This is a genomic window from Drancourtella massiliensis, assembly GCF_016900655.1.
GTDB classification, from domain to species: Bacteria; Bacillota; Clostridia; order Lachnospirales; family Lachnospiraceae; genus Sellimonas; species Sellimonas catena.
This window is the reverse complement of sequence record NZ_JACJKH010000013.1, coordinates 22,497-46,937: the sequence shown is the minus strand read 5'-3', so window position 1 is coordinate 46,937 and position 24,441 is coordinate 22,497. Positions and strand designations below refer to the sequence as shown.

Sequence of the window (24,441 nt, the reverse complement as noted above, 5' to 3'; positions counted from 1 at the left end):
AAAAAGGAATGAAAATGGGAAAGAAACATTACGGAGCAATTGATGGACTAAGGACAATAGCAGCACTTGGCATTGTGATGATGCATATACAGGCAAACACAAGCTATAAAATCTCGGGGTATCTCTATGAGAGGATGATACCGGAATTTACAAATTTCGTATTTCTTTTCATGGTGATTTCTGCTTTTGGTATGTGCTGTGGATACTATGAAAAAGTACTAAATAATGAAATCTCTATATCTGAATTCTATAAAAGAAGATTTCTAAAGACCTTGCCATTCTTTGGTATTCTGGTGATTATCGATCTCCTGATGTCGCCATCTGTAGATTCATTCGCTCAAGCGTTTGCGGATTTGACATTATTGTTTGGCTTTTTACCAAATGCAGGTGATATAGAAGTCATTGGTGTTGGATGGTTCCTGGGACTGGTGTTTGTATTTTATCTGTGTTTTCCATTTTTCTGTTTCCTGATTGAAACGAAAAAACGGGCCTGGTTTTCCTTTCTCATCAGCCTGATTTATAACTTCGTGTGCGCAAACTATTTTGAAATAGACAGGAGAAATATTCTTTACAGTGCCTGCTTCTTCCTGGCTGGTGGCTTGCTCTATCTTTACCGGGACGAGATTTCAAAAATAAATAAGTTTGCAGTGTTGGCCGGAGTCTGGCTGACGGTTATTTTGTACTATACCATTGGTGGAAATACGATTACGCTGCTTCTTGTTTCGGTGCTGCTTTTGATGTATGCGACACTTGCATCAAAAGGGGTGCTTCAGAATAAAGTGACAAAATTTATAAGCGGTATCAGCATGGAGATTTACTTGTCCCACATGCTTATGTTTCGAGTCGTCGAGAAAACAGGGCTTCATACAGTGCTCGGAGACGGGTGGATTCAATATATCGTAACAGTGGTTCTTGTTTTTGTTGGAACTGTAATATTTTCATTTGTAATGAAATGTGTGATTGAACGAGTGGAAGGAAAACTGGCAGGACGCAGCACTACAGGAAGGAAAATCGGAAGATGAAGATACTGATGATTAATAAGTTCCTCTATCCAAACGGAGGATCCGAGACGTATATTTTTAAACTTGGCGAATATCTGGAAAAGCAGGGACATGAGGTTCAGTTTTTCGGCATGGAGCATGAGGGCCGCTGTGTGGGGAACCGTGTGAATGCTTATACATCGGATATGGATTTCCATGGCGGCAGCAAGCTGTCGAAACTGACCTATCCGGTCAAGACCGTCTACAGTGTGGAGGCGAGAAGAAAGCTACGGCTTGTGCTGGAGGATTTTCAGCCGGATGTATGCCACATCAACAACTTTAATTATCAGCTGACACCGTCTATTATCCTGGAGATTGTGAAGTGGAGAAAAGAGAAAAAGCGGCCATGCAGGATTATTTATACGGCACATGATTATCAGCTGATTTGCCCCAATCATATGTTGCATAATCCTGACCGGCATGAAAACTGCGAAAAATGCCTGGGAGGACATTTTCTGAATTGTGTGAAAGGAAAATGTATCCACGGGTCGGCCGCGAAATCGGCTGTTGGTATGATGGAAGCAATGTTCTGGAATGGAATTCAGGCGTACAGATATATCGACCGGATCATCTGCTGCAGCCGGTTCCTGAAAGAAAAGATGGATACCAACCCGGTATTTGCAGGAAAAACAGTGGCGCTTCATAACTTTGTAGATCAGGTGGAATGGAAAGATACAAAGAAAAAAGACTATGTGCTGTATTTTGGAAGATATTCCGAAGAGAAAGGAATCCGGACACTCCTTCAGGTCTGCCGGGAGCTGCCGGAGATCCCGTTTGTCTTTGCGGGAACAGGACCGTTGGAAGAGCAGGTGAACCAGATCTCTAATATCAGAAATGCAGGATTTCAAAGTGGGGTAGAGCTGGAAACTCTGATACGGGAGGCAAGATTTTCGGTATATCCGTCAGAATGGTATGAAAACTGCCCGTTCTCGGTTATGGAATCTCAAATGTATGGGACTCCTGTTCTGGGAGCAGAGATTGGCGGAATACCGGAACTGATTGATGCTGGAAAGACAGGAGAACTGTTTGAGAGTGGGAATGCGGAAGAGCTAAAGAGAAAGATTCAGAAACTCTGGATGAATCCGGAACTGTTGGAAACGTACAGACAGAATTGCAAAGAGATCCGTTTTGATGATGTAGAAACCTATGCAAAAAAACTGATGCAGATTTACAGAGGAAAGAAATCAGTAGAAGGAGCCGCTGGAAAAAGTATGACGAAGAAAAAGAACAATGAGAAAAAATTGAACGGAACCGTCATCGTTACCTATCGATGTAATGCGCGCTGTTCCATGTGCAACCGATATAAAGCCCCGTCAAAACCGGAAGAGGAGATTTCCATTGAAACTATCAGGAAACTTCCAAAAATGTATTTTACAAACATTACCGGAGGAGAGCCGTTTATCCGTACAGATTTGAAGGAAATCGTCCGGGAGCTTTATAAGAAAAGTGACCGGATCGTGATTTCGACCAATGGATTTTTTACAGACCGGATCGTAGATCTGTGTAAAGAATTCCCGCAGATTGGCATCCGGATTTCTATTGAGGGGCTGGAACAGACCAATAATGAAATTCGCGGTCTGCAGGACGGATATCAAAGAGGATATCAGACCTTAAAAACCCTCAGGAAGATGGGCATGAAAGACGTAGGTTTTGGGATGACGGTTCAGGATAAAAATGCAAAGGATCTGGTTCCGTTATATCGGATTTCGGACAAGATGGGAATGGAATTTGCCACAGCATCCCTGCATAACAGCTTTTATTTTGTAGAAGCCAAGAATATCATTCATAACCGTCCGATGGTTGCAAAGAACTTCGAAAAACTGGTTAATGAACTGCTCAGAAGCAACAGTCCGAAAAAGTGGTTCCGTGCGTATTTCAACCACGGGCTGATTAATTACATTTACGGACAGAAACGGCTGCTTCCATGTGATATGAGTTTTGATACCTTCTTTATCGATCCGTATGGAGATGTGATGCCGTGTAACGGGACCAAGGATAAAGAAGTAATGGGAAATTTGAATAAGCAAACCTGGGACGAACTGTGGAACAGCCCTGAAGCTGAGAAAGTCCGGAAAAAGGTACGCTGCTGTGATCGGAACTGCTGGATGATCGGAAGCGTGAGCCCGGCCATGCACAAGTATATCTGGGTACCGGCCTGGTGGGTGCTTCGGCATAAGGTGAAAGCATTGTTTACGAAAAAGCCATACTCCATGTACGAGAATAAGATCTGCCGAGATTACCGGGATGGCAGGGTAACAAAAGAACAGTTGGATCGCTGTAGCACATGTGACTTTAATGCGGTGGTTAATGATGGACTGAGTGAAGCTTCGAAAGAGCAGCTTAAAGGCAGAACGGGTGAAGAGATTGTGGATGCGGATATTGCGAGTCAGATGAAGGGGTAAAAGGTCTTATTTAAGGAATTTGTATGGAGATAATTCATGGTTGTGACTGTCTTAACGCCTACTTATAATAGGCGAGATAAAATAAAAGTATTATATGATTCACTGTGTTGTCAAACAAGCAAGAACTTTGAGTGGCTTATTGTTGATGATGGCAGCAATGACAATACGCAAGGTTTGATTGAACAGCTTCAGTTTAAATCAGATTTTCCAATTAGGTATATATATAAAAATAATGGTGGAAAGCACACAGCATTAAATGAAGGGATTAGAACGATTAAGAATGAACTGACATTTATTGTTGACTCTGACGACTTTTTAACTTCTGATGCAATTGCTTCAATTTTGGACATTCACAGGAGATATAAAAATCGAAGTAATCTTTGTGGATATGCGTTTCTTCGATCTTTTCCGGATGGACAAATAAACGGTATGAAGTTCAAAAAGAATGAAGAAATTATTTCTTATATAGAGGCTCGTATCAACCGGAATGATACAAATGCTGATAAGGCAGAAGTCTTTTTTACTCGCTGTCTAAAAGAATTTCCATTTCCAGAATATCCAGGAGAAAAATTCCTTGGAGAAGATTTAGTATGGATTCGTATGGCTCGTAAATACAAAATGGTTCATGTTAACAAGGCAATTTATGTTGGTAACTATATAGAAGATGGATTAACTACTAATCGTCGTAAACATAACATTGCGTCCCCGATAGGATGTATGCATAGAGCAGAAGAATTTATAAAACCTGATATAAGAATGAAGTACCGGATTAAAGGAGGACTTCAATATATTGTTTATGGGAAATTTGCTGGATATAGTATTGGAAAATTGATAAAAAAAACTAAATTTAGGGGAGTGGTGACGGTATGTGCATTACCGGGCATGATCATTTATCAGAAATGGAAAAAGGATACAGTTATCTATAAGTCAGCATGTAGATAACTAATAATTCGATCAAAGTATAATAATTGGAGGAATTAGGATGTATTCGATAGCCTATGTTGTACCATATTTTGGAAAGTTTCCTAAAGGTTTTCAATTCTGGCTAATGAGTTGTGGATGTAATCCAACGATTGATTGGTTAATATTTACCGATGATCATACGGAATATAATTATCCGCCTAATGTAAAAGTAAAATATTGGACTTTCGATCAAATGAAAAAAAGAGTTCAAAAGATTTTTGATTTTCCTATTTCATTGGAAAGACCGTACAAGCTTTGTGATTACAAACCTGCATATGGTGAAATTTTCTCAGATGAACTAAGAGGTTATGACTTTTGGGGAGATTGCGATGTTGATCTGGTTTGGGGAAATATTCGTAGATTTTATACAGATGAACTATTAAGCAAATACGAAAAAATCGGATTTAATGGGCATTCGATGCTTTTTAAAAATACACCGGAAGTGTGTGCTCGGTTCAGAACATGCTTGGAGGGGAAACTAAATTATAAAGAGGTTTATTCCACTGATAAAGGATATGCTTTTGACGAACCCGGAATGGATACGATCTATGAGGGATTGAAAATTCCTGTATATAAGGGAATTGATTTTGCAAATCTTCTAAAATATGATTATGGGTTTTATTTAGACTGGCAGTTAGAGGAGGATAAAGAGAAGAACGAAGCTCAGATTTTCACCTGGAAAAATGGAGTGATCACAAGATATTATCTGTACAAAGGTCAGATAGAAACACAGGAGTATATGTATCTCCATTATTGGTGTCGTCCAACGACATTCAAAATTAAAGAATACAAACCCGAAAAGCAGTATTTGATTTATCCAGACACCACGACAGATAAATACTATGAAATCACACCGAAACTCATTAGAAAGAAAAGTAAACGGAGTAAAGTGAAGTACTATGTAAAAAGTATTTGGTTTAATAGAAAGAAAATTACTTTAGAAAGAATCATTTTTAATGTTAAAGGGATGTTAGCTTATAGGAAATGAGGTAAACATGAAACTGTATATAATTTATGATAAATTTAGGCGGTATTGGCGTCAGTTTAGGATGCTGTCTATTAGGGATGGATGGAAGAAAATGGCTTATATGAAAAAACATAAGATTTTTGCTGAAATAGGGGAGGACTGTTACTATCAGTCCAATATTTTGCCTGCTGAGCCATTTCTGGTTCATTTACATAATAATGTGGTTATATCGGCAGGCGTGAGATTGATTACACATTCTGCTTTGAACACCGTTTTTAATCACGAAGAATATACGGATCAATATTTGTGCCGATATGGAAAAATTGAGATTGGAAACAATGTTTACATAGGTGCTGATGTCATTCTTAATTTTGGTGTTACGATTGGTGATAACTGTATTGTGGCAGCAGGAGCAATTGTTACCAAGGATGTTCCAAGTGGCAGTGTTGTTGCAGGAGTTCCAGCAAAAGTCATTGGAAATTATGAAGAATCAAAGCAGAAATTACTTGCATTTAGTAAGCCGTATCTGGATATGGGATTGAGAGAGCCATGTACCGTAGAGGAAATGGTAAAATATAATAGAAAATAATTGTTTGACTCTGGAGGTGCAACACGTTTGATTGACGGATTAAGGCAAGATAGAATAGCTTGGATCGATGTGGCAAAAGGAATAGGAATAATATTAGTTGTACTTGGACATGTTTCTAAAAATGAAACATTAATAACGTGGATTTATTCATTTCATATGCCATTATTCTTTTTTATTGCAGGATGGCTGATATGGAAACAGAAACATAGGGAGGGTGCAATTCTAAATAAGAAGTATGTTAGCGGCAAGATAAAAAGATTATTTATTCCATTTTGTGAGTATCGTATTATTTTGACTGTGTATTGGGTATTTGTTGAACGATACTTTAGGGAGCTTGATATGGGGCCGATTTGGTTTCTTCCTACTCTTTTTTTCGCTTATATGGTTATTGCATCATTAATTCCGTATTTAAAGAAAAGAACAAAGCAAATAACAATAATTTCAATAATAATATTAATTATTATTGTGGAGCTCCATTCATTGCCTTATTCAAAATCTAATATCGATATTTTTTGTTATGAATGGATTACTAGAGGTATATGTGCTTCTACATGGATGCTAATTGCAATCTGTATTAGAGATTTATGGGAAAAATATAATAACGTGCAAAGAGTATGTGAAAAGTATTGGATTATAATAACTATTTTATCTGGAGTAGCAGGTTTTTTTACTGCTTTAATTAATGGTGATGTAAGTCTTTTTAATTTACTTTTTGGAAATTTCTATTTTCTGTATTATATTTCTGGAATTTGTGGAATTGTGTTAGTTTTCGATATAGCAAAACATTTAAGCTTCATGAATAAAGTTATAACTTATTTAGGAAGAAAATCTATAGTAGTTATGGCATGTCACGAACCAATTAAAAGAGTGTTTTTTAAATGCTTAGAAATTATATTAAGCCATTTAAACATTAACACGACATACAAGGTAATCCGACAGACAATCTTAGGGAGTGCTATATTAACATTGGTGACAATAATATTATGTGTCATAATAATCTGGTTTATAGATATATTTAAAAAGCATCTTCCTCAAAATAAAATAACAGAATTTTTGTTTTTGTTTGCAGAATAATATTAAAGAAGGTAGCTATGTATAATATCGAGGTTTTAATGTCTTCATATAATGGAGAAAAGTTTATTAGTGAGCAACTTAATAGTATATTTAATCAAAAGGAGTGTAATGTTCATGTGCTAGTTAGAGATGATGGATCTACTGACAGTACGCTTTCTATATTAGAGGATTATGCTAATAGGTATAATTTGGATTACTATTCAGGTGAAAATCTTAAACCTGCAAAAAGTTTTATGCATTTGGTAAAACATTGTAATATAGCAGATTTTTATGCCTTTGCGGATCAGGATGATATTTGGTATCCTGATAAATTAATTCGCGCAATAAGTGTGATAAAAAATAGTGAAGTTGACAACCTGCCTATCGCATATTGCAGCAATTTGACTCCGGTATACGACTCACAACATATTATTTGTGAGAAATTGCTGGGAGAAAAAATAGCAGACGAATATACAGAGATTCTTTCAAGAAGTTCGGATATTTTTGGATGTACTATGGTTTGGAATCGGGATTTACAAACTTTGCTTACATCAATAGGAACACCGAATATGCAGCCTATGCATGATTATTGGGTTGCTCTTATTGCATCATGTTACGGAAGATTAATATATGATAAAATCCCATCAATTATGTACAGACAGCATGAAGATAATAAAGTGGGAGCTGGTCTATCTGAATTAAACAATTGGAAAGGACGACTTTCGTGGATTTTTAAAAAAACGAAAGAATCATCGGCAGATATAGCAAATGAAATGATTAAAGTGATGAAGAATTGTTCCTTACCATGTCCTCAGTCATATGTAGAATATACGCATGTGATGGCAAAGTACAAAGTAAACTTTTTTAATAAATTTCGATATTTAAAAATTGCAGACATGAGGGCAATGTCATTTAAACAGAAATGTTTCCATGTAATATTGACTTTAACAGGGAGTTTATGAAAATACCAATGAAAAAAATAGATCTTAAAAATGATAAATATGTTTTGTCAATTTCGTTCGCTAATTATTTAAAAGGTATAAGTGGAATGGCAAAAGTCCTTATGGAACATCAGATAATGTATAACGAACAGAATATCAGTTATGTTAATCTGTTTATAGTAAAAAAATATTTATTTAAAGAGAGAATAACGGCCTTTTGCTACTATGGACTTGTTATCGATGGTAATTATCAAGGTATTTATACAATCGAGCAAATAATTAACCTGTTATATAAATTTAATAATGACAATAAAATACTCTTAGATATTCACTTTCATCATTTTCTCTATATAAAAATTAAACATTTGTATAAATTACTGGAACATGTGTCTTATGCACCCGTTAAAGTCTTTTTGCATGACTATTATACTATTTGTTGGAATTATACATTATTAGATAGCAATAAAGAATATTGTGGGCCAAGCGGAATTAGTGAATCCAAATGTAGTGATTGTGCTTTCTACAAAAGGAGCCGAAATCGTACACAAGAGATAAGAAATTTTCTGTTTTCATATATAAACAGAATTACAGTAATTGCTCCATCAGAAATTGTGAGACAAATATGGTTAATAACATATCCACAATTTAAAAGTAGAACTATTGTAATTTTACATCAGAAAGAAATTGGAAAATATACAGGAAATCTGTCCCAGATTCCGCCTAACCAGAACATTAAAATTGGTTTTTTAGGTATGCCGGCTGAACACAAGGGATGGGATGTTTGGAAAGATATTGTACGAAAATATAAAGATACTGATCAATATGAATTTATAGTTTTTAACAGTTCAGATGATATGTATGAAAATATGGAAAAAGTAAAAATTAAATATTCTTCATCAAATTTAAATGTAATGACAGAAGCGTTACGGAATACGGGAATACATTTAGTCCTGTTGTGGGCAAAATGGCCAGAAACATATTCATATACATTATATGAAAGTCTATCTGCTAATGCTTTTATTTTAACAAATAGAATAAGTGGGAATATTACGGATCAGATAGAAAAAAGATTATCAGGAATTGTTTTTAATAATGAAAAAGAACTTATGGATTTGTTGAGATATCCGGATTGCGTAAGAAAAATGATTAATAATTTTCGAAAAAGTCAAAATTATGGGCCTATGTATTTGGAGAAAAATAATGACATTGTTCACATTTCAAGATTAGAAGGCCACCGGAAATCATATGTTAAAAATATTATAAATATTAAGTTGTACAATTACCCGTTGCTGTATGTTTTGAGAATATTATATAAATACAACAAAATACCAGGATGATATTTAGTAATAATTTGATATAGTAAAGTATAGAGGAGTAACAAAGAATGCTAAATTTAAGGATTCGAAAAAACTTAGATTTATTTATTGTATTTCTTATTATTATGCAACTTGTTTTTTTGAAGTTTAATGGATATGAACAGATAGGTAATAAATTACTTACAGCCTTAATTGGTGTCACGGTCATAAAACATATATATAAATTTATGTCTAATAGTGTAGAAATATTGCTATTAGGATTGTTAGTATTTCTTTTCCTCATTAATATACTTTTGCTAGGCGGTTCACCAGGGAATATAAGAAGTAATATTGCCATACTTCTTTATCCTATTTTGTCAGTTTTATTTATTGGATATTTTATTGAGAATTATTCAAAAGAATTTTTTGGTATGATGAAAAAAGCATTTTATTTGATAAATGGATATTATCTATTAAATGTTATTGTTCTCATGATTCAGCTACAAGGCAATGGATTTATGGTGGGAAGAAATGCAGCTGGAACTATAAATCCAATGTATGAGGATTTGATTGCAGGATTACTAGGGTATAGTGGGACTCATCAATTATCATTATTTCTGGTCTTTGTGGTGTTATATAATCTAACCTATTGGAAGTATGTTGTAAGAAAAAGTAGAAAAAATATTTTGTTTATATATATTTTGTTAAATGTTATTTTTGGTTGCTATATTTCCATTGAAAACTATAACCAGGCTTTTTTCTTTTTACTCCCTTTGGCTTTTATATTATACATACTTTCGATTGGGATAGATGCGAGTGAGATGAGAATTCCAGATAAAACAATTATGAAATATATAGTCCTAGCCATAGGAATACTATTTATAATATATATTTTATACAATCGGAATATATGGGTACAGGAGTTTATTGATGATAATATATTAGATAAATTAGATATGGCATCAAGCGCAATGGATATGGGATTATCTGCTAATGGAAGCGATGAGCGTTTTGCAATAATTTTATATGGACTAAACAATTACGATGGCTGGTGTTTAGGAAGAGGATTTGGAAATTATTTTATATATTCTGGTGGTGCGCTCGGATTCAGACATTTTGGTCAGGGTAGTATAGGAACATTGATTTGCCTTGGAGGCATTTGGTTTGTTTTAGCATGGGTACTTTTAAATGCTTTTATACTTACAAAAACAATTTTTAGAAGAATAAATTTAGTAGGATTTATGATCATAGTTGCCTATTATATATTCCTTGGCGTTTATTGCCAAGTTGCATATGACAATATCGTTGCGCTATGGGCCATAATGTCATTACTGCCAATTCGATTTGCAAGGGATCTCAAAGAAAAACGAATAGAAAGGTATTAAAATATGAGAGCAGGAATAGTGACATTTACAGATGGAACAAATTATGGACAAAGACTACAAAATCTGGCAGTACAGAAAATATTACAAGAGAATGGATATGAGGTAGAAACTTTTCGGATAAGGAGACCGGATCACGGAGTGATCCCATTAATAAAATGTTCTATTAAATCCGTAATACATATTAAAGAAGTTAGACAAGAACAAAAAAGAGAACGTGCTTTTGAACATTTTAATAATAAATATATTTCGTTTTATCATAGAGAAATATATTCAGGGATGAATAATGATGAAATCGAACAAAGATTTGATATTGTGATTGCTGGTAGTGATCAAGTTTGGAATCCTTTATCCGCTTGGGTTACAGATATTAATTTCCTGACATTTATACAAAAAGAAAAAAGGATGTCAATTGCAGCAAGTTTTGCAGTGGATACTATACCAGAAAACAAGAGAGAACTTTTTAAAAATTATTTAAATGGAATTGATAAAATTACTTTGAGAGAATATGAAGGCGCTAAGATTATGATGCAGCTTTGTGATAGAGAGGTGCCAGTAATACTCGATCCAACCTTGATAGTTGACAGGAACTATTGGAAAGAAATAGCTTGTAAACCAGAGCTAAAACTTCCAGACAAATATATAGTTAAATATTTCCTTGGAGAAAACTCATACGATAATGAGATAAATAGGTGGGCTTCTATTCAAGGATATAAAATCATTGATTTAAAAAAGGGTACTAAATGGTATTATACTTCACCAGATGAATTTATATATATAATTCAACATTCTAGTTTTGTATTTACTGATTCCTATCATGGATCTATTTTTGCAATACTTGCGCATGTTCAATTTAGAAATTATCCTCGCAAGGGCCAGAGATTTTCAATGGAAAGTCGTTTTAATACATTGTACCAAATACTAAATATAGATCCGAAGAGTGCAAGAAATCCGGCAATTGAATTTGATTCTATAAATTATGAGGCTATAGATCATGAATTGAATAAACGTAAAAATGAATCTATTAAAATTCTAAAAAATATGCTTAAAAGTTGAGGACGAATAATGGACGATGTTGTTTTGCTAATAATGCTAATTGTTTTTGTTACATTATTAGTATCCAAGTATATCATAACTTTAAATAATACCGAGTTTTTATCGATTAAACAAACAGGGTCATTAAAGGGATTAGCAATATTAATGGTATATATTCACCATTTTGGACAAATTAGATATTCAATATATAATAGCCACTCGTTTCTCGGATTTTTAGGTGTTGCTTTATTTTTGTTTATTTCAGGGTATGTCACACAAAGGCAGGTTGAATTAAAAAAGGAAAAATGGAAAAGGAATTTTTGGATAAAAAAATTTCAGAGATTGTTTGTCCCAAGATGCGTGGTTGTTTTTGTGTTTGGAATGTTAGCAGGAAGAACCTTATTAGTTAGTTGTCAAGAAGCTGTCTGGTTTATACAAGATTGGTTTTTCGCGGCCGTTGTTTTTAATTATATTATATTCTATGTATCAGAATATTTTAGATTAAAAACAGAATATATCATTTTTATTGCGGAAGCTTTATTTGCTGCCGTGTGTATTTTATTTGGACAGCAAATCATGTGGTATAACACAGCTTTTTTATTTGGTATGGGTGTTGTATTTGCAAAATATCAAGACACAATTATGATGAGAATGTCACGAATTGCAAATAAGACTTGGGTTATAATTCCAATACTTTTATTTTGTTTTAGCATTTTAGGCTCTATTTTTAGGTGGCAAAGGTTTGTTTCTGATTCTATAAGTGGTATATTGTTTGTTTTTATAATTATATGGGGTGCTTATAGAAAAAAGGTCACTTTTAAGGGATTAGAATTTATTGGTAAATATTCATGGGAATTTTATCTGGTTCATACAAGAGTAATTGGAATAATATTGAATCGTGTAACATCCAATGATTTGTTTGCTTTTTTTATTTCGTTAATTGTTTCTCTAGCTATAGCAATTTTGTTGAATGAGACGCTTTCGTTCTTTTATAAAACTATTAATAAAAGATTGCCTATTACACATTGTAAATAACGGTTATTGCTAATTTCTGTATGGAGACATTAGCGACCGCCATTTATACACGCTCTTTGAATGGGAGGTTATTGTTCGGTGAAGATAAGTAGAACCAAAAATGCATCTAGGAATATTGTGTTTGGAACACTTCTTAGATTATATCAAACTATCTGTCCTTTTGTGATTCGTACAGTTATGATTTATACGCTGGGTATGGAGTATTTGGGGTTAAATAGTCTCTTTACATCCATTTTACAGGTTCTGAACCTTACAGAACTGGGTGTAGGATCAGCTATGACCTTCAGTATGTATAAACCTATAGTAGAAGATGACACTGAACGCATTTGTGCTCTAATGAGACTCTACAAAATATATTATAGAGTGATAGGAACTGTAATTTTGTTTCTAGGACTTGTCATTATGCCATTTCTCCCTGATTTGATCTCTGGAGAAGTACCTGCAAATATAAATGTTTATGTACTATATATTTTGAATCTTTTTGCCACGGTATTTTCTTATTGGTTATTTGCATATAAAAATTGTTTAGTTGTAGCTCATCAACGGACCGATATTCAAAGTAAGGTTAACTTGTTTATTGGAACTTTTCAATATATTTTGCAAGCGGCTATTCTTTTTGTTTTCAGAAATTACTATCTTTATCTGTGTATAGCTTTATTATCACAGAGTATGATAAATATTGTAACAGCTATTATAACAAATAAGTTGTATCCAAAATATCAAGCCGTTGGTAAATTAGATAAAAAGTCAGTTATGGATATCAATCAAAAGGTAAGAGATCTTTTTACGGCAAAAATTGGAGGAGTTGTTGTAAATTCTGCGGATTCAATTGTAATCTCAGCATTCCTTGGATTAGTTGTTTTAGCGCAATATAACAACTATTATTATATTCTTTCCGCAATTATGGGTTTTGTTAGTATTATTTTTAATTCATGTACTGCTGGTATAGGTAACAGTATAATTACTGAAACTTCAGACAAGAATTATCATGATTTTCAGATATTTACGTTTATTGTTAATTGGCTTGCTGGGGTTTGTGTTTGCTGTTTTTTGGTGTTATATCAACCATTTATGACTATTTGGGTAGGCCAAGAGAATACTTTATCATTCTCTATAGTGATATGTTTTTGCGTTTACTTCTATGTATATGAATTAAATTGTTTGTATAATCTTTACAAAGATTCAGCTGGAATTTGGCATGAAGACAGGTTTCGCCCGCTTGTTACTGCATTAACTAATCTCACGCTCAATCTTATTACTGTTCAGTTTTGGGGATTATATGGTGTGATACTTTCTACTGTAATAAGTATGGTATGTGTTGGTACACCTTGGTGCATATACAATGTATTTTGTACAGTGTTCAAGAGGTCGATGAAAGATTATCTTCCAAGCTTATTTAAGCATATTAGCATTACTGCTGTTGTGGCATTGATCACATATACAGTTTGTAATTTCTTGCCAGACGGAGGATTTATCTTTCTCTTTTTGAAAGCCATAGTATGTGCAGTTATTTCAAATATTTTATATCTGCTTATTTATTATCGTAATACCGAATTTAAAGAAACTGTTCAGCTAGTAAAACGTATGATCGGAAGGTTAAATTAATTATTTAGCTACTTTATGTAAGGATAAATTTAATGATGAAAAAAATACAAAAATTCACTACAGGTTTGAGAAATAGTTTAATATTAACAAAAGAATTCGGATTCAAGATGGGTTTACTGGATTTTCAAAGTGATGTAATTTTAAGATCAAGAGGATATTTGGGAAGAAAAGCAGATTATACAAAACATGAGTATGTAAAGCACATTATTAGGAACAAATATTCTGATGATATTGAAAGGTGCAAAAATAAATTTCATAGTTGGAAGAAATCTGGTATTGCCGATAATGCACCTATTTGGATTTTTTGGTGGCAGGGGATAGAGGCCGCTCCAGAAATTGTGAAGTTATGCATTAATAGCATTAGGATTAATTGTGGAAAGCATCCAGTATATATTTTGGATAAAGCAAACTTTAATCAATATATTTCTATTTCAGATATCATTCAGAATAAAATGATTAATGGGAAGATTTCTATAACACATTTTTCTGATATCCTTAGAATGTCCATTTTGTACGAAAAGGGAGGGATATGGATTGATTCGACTGTTTTATTGCAGGGTTCTATAGATAAATTAAATATTTGCAGGAATAGTTTTTTCACTATAAAACATGGCCTTGGGGAACAATATCATGTATGTAAGGGCCTTTGGTCAACATTCTTTTTGGCTTGTACCCCCAGACATCCGTTTTTAGGAGGAATAAAAGATATTCTTATATCGTATGCAGAACAGGAAAAGGTATTTATATGCTATTTACTTATCGATTGTATTATGGCAGTCCTTTATGAGGATATACCAGAAGTGAAAACACTTATTGATACTGTACCTAAAACAAATGAGGGCGTATTTAAATTAGAAAGTGTATTATCATCCATATATGAAAAAAAAGTGTATGATTCTCTTTATTCAAAAATCTTCGTGAATAAATTATCGTATCGAAATACTGCATTAAAGAAAGTTGAAAACAAAATAACTAATTATGGGTATATATGTTCAATATATTCCTGTGATTGATTATATTTAAACAATAATATTTATAAAACGGTTAAGAGACGGGGTTGTTTAAAAATGAGCACTATACTTAATACTTATGCGGCATATTCAAAGGATATTAATATTAAGATGGCTAGTTCGTCAGGAGGCATATTTTCTTTATTGGCTGAAGAGATAATTAATAGAAAAGGGATTGTTTATGGCGTTTCTATGTCGCAAGATTGTAAATATGCAGAATTTATTCGCGTAGATACATATAGTGATCTTGCTAAACTTCGTGGATCCAAATACCTTCAAGCTAGAGTTGGAAGAACCTATCGGAAAGTGAAATCAGATCTTGAGTCTGAATTGACAGTTCTCTTTACAGGAACCGGATGTCAAATCAATGGATTAAAAAATTTTCTCGGAAAAGAGTATAGTAATTTATACTGTATAGATGTTATTTGCCACGGCGTTCCCTCTCCAAAACTTTGGAGAGAATATGTAGAATATAATGAAAAACAGCAGAACAAAAGACTTGTAAGTATTAATTTCCGATGTAAGGATGATAGTTGGATTGACTTTGGGATTAAAAGAAAAGATGAAGGCAAAAATGAGTTATACATATCTAAAGATAAGGATCCTTATATGATTATGTTTCTAAGAGATTATTGCCTACGTCTGTCCTGTTATAAATGTCTTGCAAAGAACGATTATAAATCTGACCTTACCTTAGCTGACTTTTGGGGAATTGATGAGGTAGTGCCAGAATTAAATGATGGAAAAGGAACTTCGCTAGTTATGATAAGAACGGAAAAGGGCCGGAAGTTATTTGAAGATATTAAAAAAGAGATTGTTTTTAAGGAAGTATCCTATGAGGATGGTGTGAGAAACAATAAAGCAGAATATAGCTCAGCAGATCGGCCTGAAGAAAGAAATTATTTTTTTGATGATTTAAATGTTAAGAGTTTTGAAGAGATGATTATAAGATATGGTAAACCAACCACAATATCATTAAAAAGAAAAATAAAAAACAAAATTATAGAAATGATTCTTAAAATAACTGAACGGGGTATAAACTGAGTATAGATAAATATGGATTATTATTTGTTTTTGAGAAGATGGTAATGGCAGAAGAATAGCAAATAACTAATTATGTGCAGGGGGAGTGGCTTTAAAAACAAAAAAACCTCTGGTATGAAGAAAGCTACCCTTGGATCCGATAATTAGTTTGACAGGGAAGGAAATGTGATGATTTTTGATTTGTTTAATAGTTTTGGTAATTACCTACTAACGGTATTTCATCAAAATTTACTAGTGGTTACTATTTTGACTTTCTTAACATCATTGAATTATATTGCATTTGAGAAGTATGGATTCAAAAAAATTTTAAAAGATTCACTTAGAAAAATAAGAGCTGACAAAAGATTTAGACGTATAGTTGTGTTTTTGTTCTATTTCTTTTGGATATTAAGCATTACTTTATTAACCAGAACACTAATTCAGAGTCCATATAATCATGTTTTAGATGGTTGGGTTATAACAATGGACTCAAATGGTAATTGGGATTACGATGTATTGAGTAATTTTATTTTATTTATTCCTTTGATTTTATTATTGTTTCGAGCATTTCCAGAATTTAATAAAGGCTTTAAGTCAATAATAAAGACATCTATTGCAACAAGCTTTTCTTTTAGTTTTTTTATAGAATGTTGGCAGCTATTCTTTGCAATAGGAACATTTCAATTTTCTGATATTTTTTATAATACAATAGGTGGGCTTTTGGGTGGCTTGATTTATTTCATATCTGTAAATTATAAAACAAACAAAAAATGAAATAAAAATACAACAATATTATTTTCAAAGAAGATTGGACTTTAATGATGAATAATATAAAAAAAATACCGATTTTGTATAATCGAAAAGAGGAATGCTGTGGATGCACAGCCTGCTATGCAATTTGTTCTAAAGATGCTATTTCTATGGTAGAGGATGAAGAAGGATTTGAGTATCCGGTCATAGATGAGGAGAAATGTGTGAGATGCTATCAATGCATTAAAGTGTGTCCGTTTAAAACTATCAGGTAAAGTAGCTATTAAATAATCGACGGAATAGTCATATTTTAAGGGGTATTGTAAGATACTTGAGATATTTAAAGTAATCTTGATTACCCAGGTATACTGAGATGGAGAAGGCACATATTTAGACTTATATGTATGTGATACAGCACGTTTTAAGAAATGGGGCAATGTAATGGTGTATATTACGGTAAAAATGTACCCCTGTTCCGGAGGAATCGCCCGGAATACTCAATTATGTCTATAGTAATGTTTATTGGCAAGTTCATTATTGCTTTTTGCATTGATATAGCCACGGGTAAGTTAATAAACGGTGGTCTGGTGGATTTTGGGCCTTAAAGCAGTACACAAATGTTAGTGTTGAGGTATATACAATTTGTACATCGTATAACTAATAAGATTGTCGAATTCGTAATAAGAATAGAAGGCCTGTTATATCAGAGATTCCAAGAAAATCTAAGTAAGATTTCATTTATATTATATACGAAATTGAATATTACGGTGTGACGCCGCAGAATATTCAATAATCAACCGTTATAAATACCAAGTGGGAAGGGACTTTCACATGAACACTCAGCAGCGTGACTTTTTAAAAATTATCTCTGCGGCTTTAACCAAACAGCCGCCTGATTTTCAAGGCTATCAGTTGGCCGAAGATTGGAAGCGTTTACATAAGATCAGTTCCGAACAGAAATTATCACCGATGATCTATGATCAACTATATTGTCTGCCGGATTTTCAGAAGGCGCCGGCTTCATTACAGCAGAAATGGATGGGAGAAGCGCTGGCGGCAGCGGGAAAGCAGGTAGTACAGGCAGAATCCTTTGCAAGTGTCTGTGATCAGTTGGCCGGGCAGGGGATTCGTTATGCAGTGCTGAAAGGAATTTCATGTAAGGTATGGTATCCCAAACCGGAACTTCGTCCGTCTGGCGATGAGGACATTCTGATTGATCTCAAAGATGCGGCGAAGTGCGATGAAATTTTGAGGGCGCTTCACTACGACTGCGAGGAAGACTTCTCTCAGATCAATCTGAAAGAGACAAGAGAGCTGCATTACATAGCCAGAGATATGTCTTTATACCTAGAAGTGCATCTAAATGCCATTGGACAGGAAAATGAACGGAACAGGAAATTAAATGCTTTGTTTGAGCATGCATTGGAACATACAGAAGAGGTTCAGTTTGAGGGCCGTTCTTTCTCAGTTCTGGAACCAACCCTTCAGATGATTCAGGTATTTTCCCATTTTTACAGGCATTTTTACGAACAGGGTGCCGGAATCAGGCAGATGCTTGACATTCTTCTGGGATTGCAGAAGACTGGAGATCGGATAGACTGGAACACATTCCGGAAATTTTTGAAAGATCTGAAGGCAGAAAAGCTGTTTGCGGCTATGTTGAATACGGGAATTGACTATTTTCACATGGATCTCAGCATGGTTCCGGAAGAATTCATCCAAAAGAAGATCCGTCCTGAGGTGATGCTGGATGACATGTTTGCAGGAGGAATTTATGGAGACGGAGAGGATCAGGAACGAAAGCTGTCAGGATTTTTGGCGATGGAAATAGATACAGGGAAAAACCGATGGCTGGAGATTCTCTTTCCTTCACCTGTAAAGCTGCGGAGTCGATACCCCAAGCTCCATACAAAACCATATCTGTATCTGTATTTTATCATACGCCGTTGGTTCGAACTTTTCCTGGAGTACGGTTCTGAAAAGGAAAAGCGGAAACTTTTGAAAAAAAGATTAGATATTGCAGAGGAGCGCAGAAAAGTATTGAAGTATTACAGGTAGATTGTTTGGAGTATCAAATATGAAATTCATAAGAGAAACAGGGCCGGTTTATCGGTCTTTTTCATGGAAATGGAGAAAAGCACTATGAAAAAAACAACATTACTGATTATGGCGGCCGGGATAGGCTCCCGCTTTGGCGGAGGAATCAAGCAGCTGGAACCGGTCGGACTGCACGATGAAATTATTATGGACTATTCCATTCACGATGCCATTGAGGCTGGATTCAACAAGATCATTTTTGTGATCCGGAAAGACATAGAAGCGGACTTTAAAGAGCGGATTGGGAACCGTGTGGCGGAGATATGCCGGGCTCTGCAGGTGGAGACGGCCTATGCATTCCAGGATCTTTCGGATATCCCGGAGGGATATGCGGTGCCGAAAGACAGGGCAAAGCCGTGGGGAACCGGGCAGGCGGTACTTGCCGCAAAGGGACTGATTCAGGAGCCGGTTGCTGTGATCAATGCGGATGATTACTATGGAAAGGAAGCGTTCCGCAGACTTCACGACTGGCTTGCCGGAGAGCATACGGATACGGCGGTTGCCATGGCAGGATTTATTCTGAAGAATACGTTGTCAGACAATGGCGGCGTCACCAGAGGAGTATGTCAGGTGGCCGAAGGGCATAGTCATATCGTGGATGTAAAGGAGACAAGCAACATTGTCAAAACCATCGATCCGGCAACGGGCGAAATCGGAGCGGAGACGGATGGCGTCCAGCTGGACCCGGAATCCTATGTTTCCATGAATATGTGGGGCTTTCCTGCAAAGGAAGGACAGGCGCCGAAATTCCTGACCATGCTGGAAGAAGAGTTCCGTATCTTTTTTGAGGAGAAAGTTTCGGAAAATCCGTTGAAGGCAGAGTATCTTCTACCAGATCTGATCGGAGAACTGCTCCGTGAGAAGCAGTGTACGGTAAAAGTACTGGAGACTCCGGACACCTGGTTTGGTGTCACCTATCAGGAAGATAAAGCAGGAGTAGTAGAAAGTTTCCGGAAGCTGATTGTAAATGGAGTTTACCGGGAAGAATTATATTCTGATTTGTAAATGATACAAAGGAACCTTCCGGGAGGTGATCATGATTTCTATCCTTCAAACAATTTTGACCAACATTCTCAAAGCCATATATGAGCCTTTTGGCTTTGCAGTTCTTCTTGCCATATTTTTTATGTTTTTCTATCTGTTCGCCAAGGCGACCAGCTGGAAGGGGGCGGTGAAGATCTGGCTGGAAATGTTTCGGAAATCATCCGAATTCCGGAAAATGTTCCTGTTTGTTTTTTATGTGGCGCTGATGCTCTTCCGGACACTGTTGAACAGAAGTATCTGGAGCAACCCGTTATCCAATGTGATGGGAGGATGGGGACTGAACGGAGACGATGGTAAACTGAGCACAGAGGCAGTTGAGAATGTCTTTCTTTTTATTCCGTACATCCTGCTCCTGTTCTGGACGTTCTCTCATAAACTATGGAAAACCAGAAAAGTGACATGGATGCTGGCATCCGCTCTGGGAATCGGTTTTGGGACCTCCCTTGGAATTGAATTTCTACAGCTGCTTCTCTGCCTGGGGACCTTCCAGCTTTCCGATCTGTTTTACAATACGCTGGGAGGAGTTCTTGGCGGTATGATCTATGTGACAGCAATGAAGGTCAAGGAAGCGTGGAAGGTAAGATAAGGATACTCCCAACCTTGACCGCTTTCCATCTTCATGATAAAGTAAAGCATAGCAGGTGAATGATGTCCTTTTAAAATCTGGCTGGGCAGCTGCCCTTTCCAGACAGAAAAGAGGACATCCTATTGTTTATGTCACTGGCATCGGAAAGGAGAATGGGGAGGATGAGAAAGAAACTTCCTATCGGTATCGATGGATTTGAAAAAATCAGAAGTAATGATTTTTATTATATTGATAAGACAATGTTCATTAAAGAGCTTTTACAAAATTGGGGCGAAGTGAATTTATTTACCCGTCCCAGACGTTTTGGTAAATCTTTGAATATCAGTATGTTGAAATCTTTTTTTGAGATTGGAAATGATCCAACTTTATTTGAAGGACTGAAGATCGCAGAGGAAAGGGAACTATGCGAAAAATATATGGGGAAGTTCCCGGTGATTTCTATCAGCCTGAAAAGTGTGGACGGCTTGAATTTTCAAACAGCGTTGGCAGCACTAAAGACAGTAATTGGAAATGAAGCCAAAGGTTTTCGTTTTTTACTTGAAAGTCCGTTTTTGGATGAGAAAGATAGAACGGCGTATGAACGTCTCATTAATGTAGACAGCCAAAGTGAAGCGAGTTATGCTATGTCAAATGCTACATTGATCGACAGTTTGAATACACTTTCCAGGTTGTTGAAGCAACATTACGGTCAGAGTGTCATCCTGCTGATCGATGAGTATGATGTTCCATTGGATAAAGCGTTTCAGTCCGGATATTATGATGAGATGGTAAATTTCATCCGTAATCTGCTTGGCAATGCGCTGAAGACGAATGACAGTCTGTATTTTGCGGTGCTTACAGGGTGTCTCAGAATCTCCAAAGAAAGCATTTTTACCGGACTGAACAACCTGAAAATACATACGATATCCGATGTCCGGTATGATGAATACTTTGGTTTTACGGATGCAGATGTAGGTGAAATCTTGCGCTTTTATGGCTTGACATCGTATAAAGATGTGATACGGGAATGGTACGATGGATATCGTTTCGGCAAAGTGGATGTATACTGCCCGTGGGATGTGATTAATTATTGTGATGTTTTGCTGGCGGATCCGGAAGCCGAACCTGAGAATTATTGGGCGAATACAAGTGGGAATGATCTTGTCCGTCGTTTACTGGGAAGATCGGACCAGACCACACGGAATGAAATAGAGCAGTTGATCGGCGGGGGTACGATTACGAAAACACTCCGGCAGGAACTGACTTGCCGGGATGTGGAGGACTCGATTGATAATGTCTGGAGTGTTCTGTATTCTACCGGATATCTGACCTGTAAAGAACGCCTGAATGGAAAGCAGGTGAAACTGGCGCTTCCGAACCGGGAAGTAAGGGAATTGTTTATTGATCTGGTAAAGGAATGGTTTCAGGAAACAACCCTTGCGGATTCTGCGAGGATTCATCGATTCTGCGCGGCATTCCCGGCTGAAGATGTATCCACAATTCAGGACATGCTCCATGATTATTTATGGGATTCGATCAGCGTGCGTGATACAGCAGTGCGAATGAATAGGAAAGAGAACTTTTATCATGGAATGGTATTGAGACTGTTGCAAAGCCAGGGAAACTGGAGGGTTCAGTCTAATGATGAGACCGGGACAGGATACAGTGATATTTCTATCAGCACTCGGGAGCGGACGGGGATTGTGATCGAAATAAAATATGCAAATGATGGTAATTTAGACGGGGCTTGTGCGGAAGCATTAAAGCAGATTGAAGACAGAAACTATGCAGAAGGTCTCCGACGTCGGGGAATGAAGAAGATCATTAAGTATGGAATGGCATTTTACAAAAAGGAATGTATGGTTGTAAAGGCCTGATTGTAATGCTGGGAGAAAGGCTGGTCAGCAGATGAGTAATGTGAATAAGAAAAAACTGCCGGTAGGAATCGAAAGTTTTGAAAAGATCCGTACTCAGGATTTTTATTACGTAGATAAAACCGTGATGATTCGGGATTTGATTCAAAGATGGGGGGAAGTGAATCTGTTTACGCGTCCAAGACGTTTTGGAAAGTCGCTGAATATGAGCATGTTAAAAGCTTTTTTTGAAATCGGCGGTAATCGGGCGCTGTTTGATGGTTTGAAGATTTCGGAGGAGAAAGAGATCTGTGAAGAGTATATGGGAAAGTTTCCTGTGATTTCTATCAGTCTGAAGGATGTGGAAGGATCCGACTATGATGTTGCACGTACACTTTTATGTTCTGTGATTGGAAATGAAGCACTTCGGTTTTATGAACTTCTTAAATCCAGTCCAAAACTGAATGAAGTGGAACGTCGGCAGTATGAACAGCTAGTCTGTACAGACCATGAACAGAGGGGCAGTTTCGCAATGTCGGATTCAGTATTGATGGGAAGTTTAAAGACCCTTTCTTCACTTTTGGAGAAACACTATGAGAAAAAAGTGATCCTTCTGATTGATGAGTATGATGTTCCGCTGTCAAAAGCCAACGAGCAGGGATATTATAATGAAATGGTGTTTTTGATGAGAAATCTGCTTCAGCAGGTTTTGAAAACGAACTCCAGCCTCTATTTTGCAGTGCTGACAGGCTGCCTGCGCGTGGCAAAGGAGAGTATTTTCACTGGACTAAATAATTTCAAGATTTATTCTATTACAGACGTTCGTTTTGATGAATATTTTGGGTTTACGGACAGTGAAGTAAAGGAAATGCTGGCATATTATGGACAGGAAGCGAAAGTTCAGACTGTCCGGGAGTGGTATGATGGCTATCATTTTGGAACGTTGGATGTCTACTGCCCGTGGGACGTCATCAGTTATTGTGATGATTTGATAGATGATAAAGACGCTGCGCCAAAAAATTACTGGATCAATACGAGCGGAAATGACGTTGTACGTCACTTCATTGAAAAGATGGGAAATGGAGTGATGAAAGGTGAAATGGAAGCGCTGATTGATGGGAAGGAAGTAGAGAAAGAAATTCATGAGGATTTGACGTATCATGAGATTTATGATTCTGTGAATCACTTATGGAGTATGCTTTTTATGACCGGGTATCTGACCAGACAAGAGCCTGCAGATGGTGATCGATATAAGCTGGTAATTCCAAATCTGGAGATTAGAAGTATCTTCATCAGACAGATTATGGCGATGTTTAAGAAAGAAGTTGCAAAGGACGGGAAACTTCTGGAATCTTTCTGCAATGCATTGGAGCAGGGGAATGCTGCCGAAGTAGAGAAGCTCTTTAGTTCTTATTTGAAGAAATCCATCAGCATTCGGGATACGTTTGTACAAAAGACATTGAAAGAAAACTTTTATCACGGCATCCTTCTTAGAATACTGGGGTATAAAGATGGCTGGATTTTGAAATCCAATAAGGAATCCGGAAATGGATACGGCGATATCTGGATTTACGATGAAGAAAAGGAACTTGGCATAATTATAGAAGTCAAATATGCAGAGGAAAGTCAGTTTGAAGTCGTCTGTCGGGAAGCCATTGCTCAAATCGATAAAAACAGATATGCGGAAGAATTACGGGAAGAGGGCTGCCACTCAATTCTGAAGTACGGCATTGCCTGTTATAAAAAGCGTTGTCAGGTTACTGTAGTAAAAGAAAAAGTAGAATAATAAGAC

At 36.0% G+C, this 24,441-nt stretch carries 21 protein-coding genes and 1 pseudogene; all 22 read left to right on the top strand.

Translation table 11 applies throughout. The features are described from left to right. Nucleotides 1–14 precede the first annotated feature (14 nt). The 22 genes and pseudogenes from H6A32_RS08565 to H6A32_RS08465 all read left to right on the top strand — a co-directional run bounded on the left by H6A32_RS08565 (nt 15) and on the right by H6A32_RS08465 (nt 24,435). Entirely contained in the window at nt 15–1,022 is a 1,008-nt protein-coding gene (locus H6A32_RS08565) for an acyltransferase family protein (protein WP_204864133.1), read from the top strand. Continuing rightward, a pseudogene (locus tag H6A32_RS16360) lies at nt 1,019–2,146 on the top strand (glycosyltransferase); the annotation flags it as partial. The gene H6A32_RS08565 and the pseudogene H6A32_RS16360, both read left to right, overlap by 4 nt. A gap of 105 nt (nt 2,147–2,251) precedes the next feature. Next, entirely contained in the window at nt 2,252–3,442 is a 1,191-nt protein-coding gene (locus tag H6A32_RS16355) for a radical SAM protein (protein ID WP_243424886.1), read from the top strand. Nucleotides 3,443–3,478: 36 nt separating this feature from the next. Next, nucleotides 3,479–4,384: a glycosyltransferase family 2 protein gene (locus tag H6A32_RS08555; RefSeq protein ID WP_204864131.1), complete on the top strand. Its 906-nt coding sequence runs from the start codon at nt 3,479–3,481 to the stop codon at nt 4,382–4,384. Between the two features lie 40 nt (nt 4,385–4,424). Further along, on the top strand, nt 4,425–5,393 hold the full coding sequence (locus H6A32_RS08550) for a DUF6625 family protein (RefSeq protein WP_204864130.1): 969 nt from the start codon (nt 4,425–4,427) through the stop codon (nt 5,391–5,393). A 7-nt stretch (nt 5,394–5,400) separates the two neighbouring features. Continuing rightward, the gene (locus H6A32_RS08545; RefSeq protein ID WP_204864129.1) at nt 5,401–5,961 is read left to right on the top strand and encodes an acyltransferase; all 561 of its coding nucleotides are present in this window, start codon (nt 5,401–5,403) and stop codon (nt 5,959–5,961) included. Nucleotides 5,962–5,988: 27 nt separating this feature from the next. Further along, nucleotides 5,989–7,035, top strand: coding sequence for an acyltransferase family protein (locus tag H6A32_RS08540; RefSeq protein WP_204864128.1), 1,047 nt, complete (start codon nt 5,989–5,991; stop codon nt 7,033–7,035). A gap of 17 nt (nt 7,036–7,052) precedes the next feature. Then, nucleotides 7,053–7,976 carry a glycosyltransferase gene (locus tag H6A32_RS08535; RefSeq protein ID WP_204864127.1) on the top strand — a complete coding sequence of 308 codons (924 nt, stop codon included), beginning with the start codon at nt 7,053–7,055 and terminating at the stop codon, nt 7,974–7,976. A gap of 8 nt (nt 7,977–7,984) precedes the next feature. Then, nucleotides 7,985–9,292 (top strand): hypothetical protein, encoded by a 1,308-nt coding sequence (locus H6A32_RS08530; protein ID WP_204864126.1) that lies wholly within the window; start codon nt 7,985–7,987, stop codon nt 9,290–9,292. 47 nt (nt 9,293–9,339) lie between these two features. Continuing rightward, the gene (locus H6A32_RS08525) at nt 9,340–10,635 is read left to right on the top strand and encodes a hypothetical protein (protein ID WP_204864125.1); all 1,296 of its coding nucleotides are present in this window, start codon (nt 9,340–9,342) and stop codon (nt 10,633–10,635) included. 3 nt (nt 10,636–10,638) lie between these two features. After that, a complete protein-coding gene (locus H6A32_RS08520) occupies nt 10,639–11,688 on the top strand; it encodes a polysaccharide pyruvyl transferase family protein (protein WP_204864124.1) in 1,050 nt (349 codons plus the stop codon). Nucleotides 11,689–11,697: 9 nt separating this feature from the next. Continuing rightward, on the top strand, nt 11,698–12,702 hold the full coding sequence (locus H6A32_RS08515; RefSeq protein ID WP_204864123.1) for an acyltransferase family protein: 1,005 nt from the start codon (nt 11,698–11,700) through the stop codon (nt 12,700–12,702). A 78-nt stretch (nt 12,703–12,780) separates the two neighbouring features. Further along, nucleotides 12,781–14,307: a polysaccharide biosynthesis C-terminal domain-containing protein gene (locus tag H6A32_RS08510; RefSeq protein WP_204864122.1), complete on the top strand. Its 1,527-nt coding sequence runs from the start codon at nt 12,781–12,783 to the stop codon at nt 14,305–14,307. A 32-nt stretch (nt 14,308–14,339) separates the two neighbouring features. Next, complete coding sequence (locus H6A32_RS08505) at nt 14,340–15,320, top strand: capsular polysaccharide synthesis protein (protein WP_204864121.1); 981 nt, start codon at nt 14,340–14,342, stop codon at nt 15,318–15,320. Nucleotides 15,321–15,374: 54 nt separating this feature from the next. Next, on the top strand, nt 15,375–16,361 hold the full coding sequence (locus tag H6A32_RS08500) for a Coenzyme F420 hydrogenase/dehydrogenase, beta subunit C-terminal domain (RefSeq protein WP_204864120.1): 987 nt from the start codon (nt 15,375–15,377) through the stop codon (nt 16,359–16,361). A gap of 168 nt (nt 16,362–16,529) precedes the next feature. Further along, nucleotides 16,530–17,114: a VanZ family protein gene (locus H6A32_RS08495; RefSeq protein ID WP_204864119.1), complete on the top strand. Its 585-nt coding sequence runs from the start codon at nt 16,530–16,532 to the stop codon at nt 17,112–17,114. Nucleotides 17,115–17,158: 44 nt separating this feature from the next. Continuing rightward, nucleotides 17,159–17,365, top strand: a complete 207-nt coding sequence (locus tag H6A32_RS16685; RefSeq protein WP_346342258.1) for a 4Fe-4S dicluster domain-containing protein — start codon at nt 17,159–17,161, stop codon at nt 17,363–17,365. Between the two features lie 556 nt (nt 17,366–17,921). Further along, a complete protein-coding gene (locus tag H6A32_RS08485; protein WP_204864117.1) occupies nt 17,922–19,148 on the top strand; it encodes a nucleotidyltransferase domain-containing protein in 1,227 nt (408 codons plus the stop codon). Between the two features lie 84 nt (nt 19,149–19,232). After that, nucleotides 19,233–20,192 carry a sugar phosphate nucleotidyltransferase gene (locus tag H6A32_RS08480; protein WP_191427925.1) on the top strand — a complete coding sequence of 320 codons (960 nt, stop codon included), beginning with the start codon at nt 19,233–19,235 and terminating at the stop codon, nt 20,190–20,192. 31 nt (nt 20,193–20,223) lie between these two features. Further along, complete coding sequence (locus tag H6A32_RS08475) at nt 20,224–20,817, top strand: VanZ family protein (protein ID WP_204864116.1); 594 nt, start codon at nt 20,224–20,226, stop codon at nt 20,815–20,817. A gap of 161 nt (nt 20,818–20,978) precedes the next feature. Next, nucleotides 20,979–22,673 carry an AAA family ATPase gene (locus H6A32_RS08470; RefSeq protein ID WP_204864115.1) on the top strand — a complete coding sequence of 565 codons (1,695 nt, stop codon included), beginning with the start codon at nt 20,979–20,981 and terminating at the stop codon, nt 22,671–22,673. Between the two features lie 31 nt (nt 22,674–22,704). Beyond that, nucleotides 22,705–24,435 (top strand): AAA family ATPase, encoded by a 1,731-nt coding sequence (locus H6A32_RS08465; protein WP_204864114.1) that lies wholly within the window; start codon nt 22,705–22,707, stop codon nt 24,433–24,435. Nucleotides 24,436–24,441 lie beyond the last annotated feature (6 nt).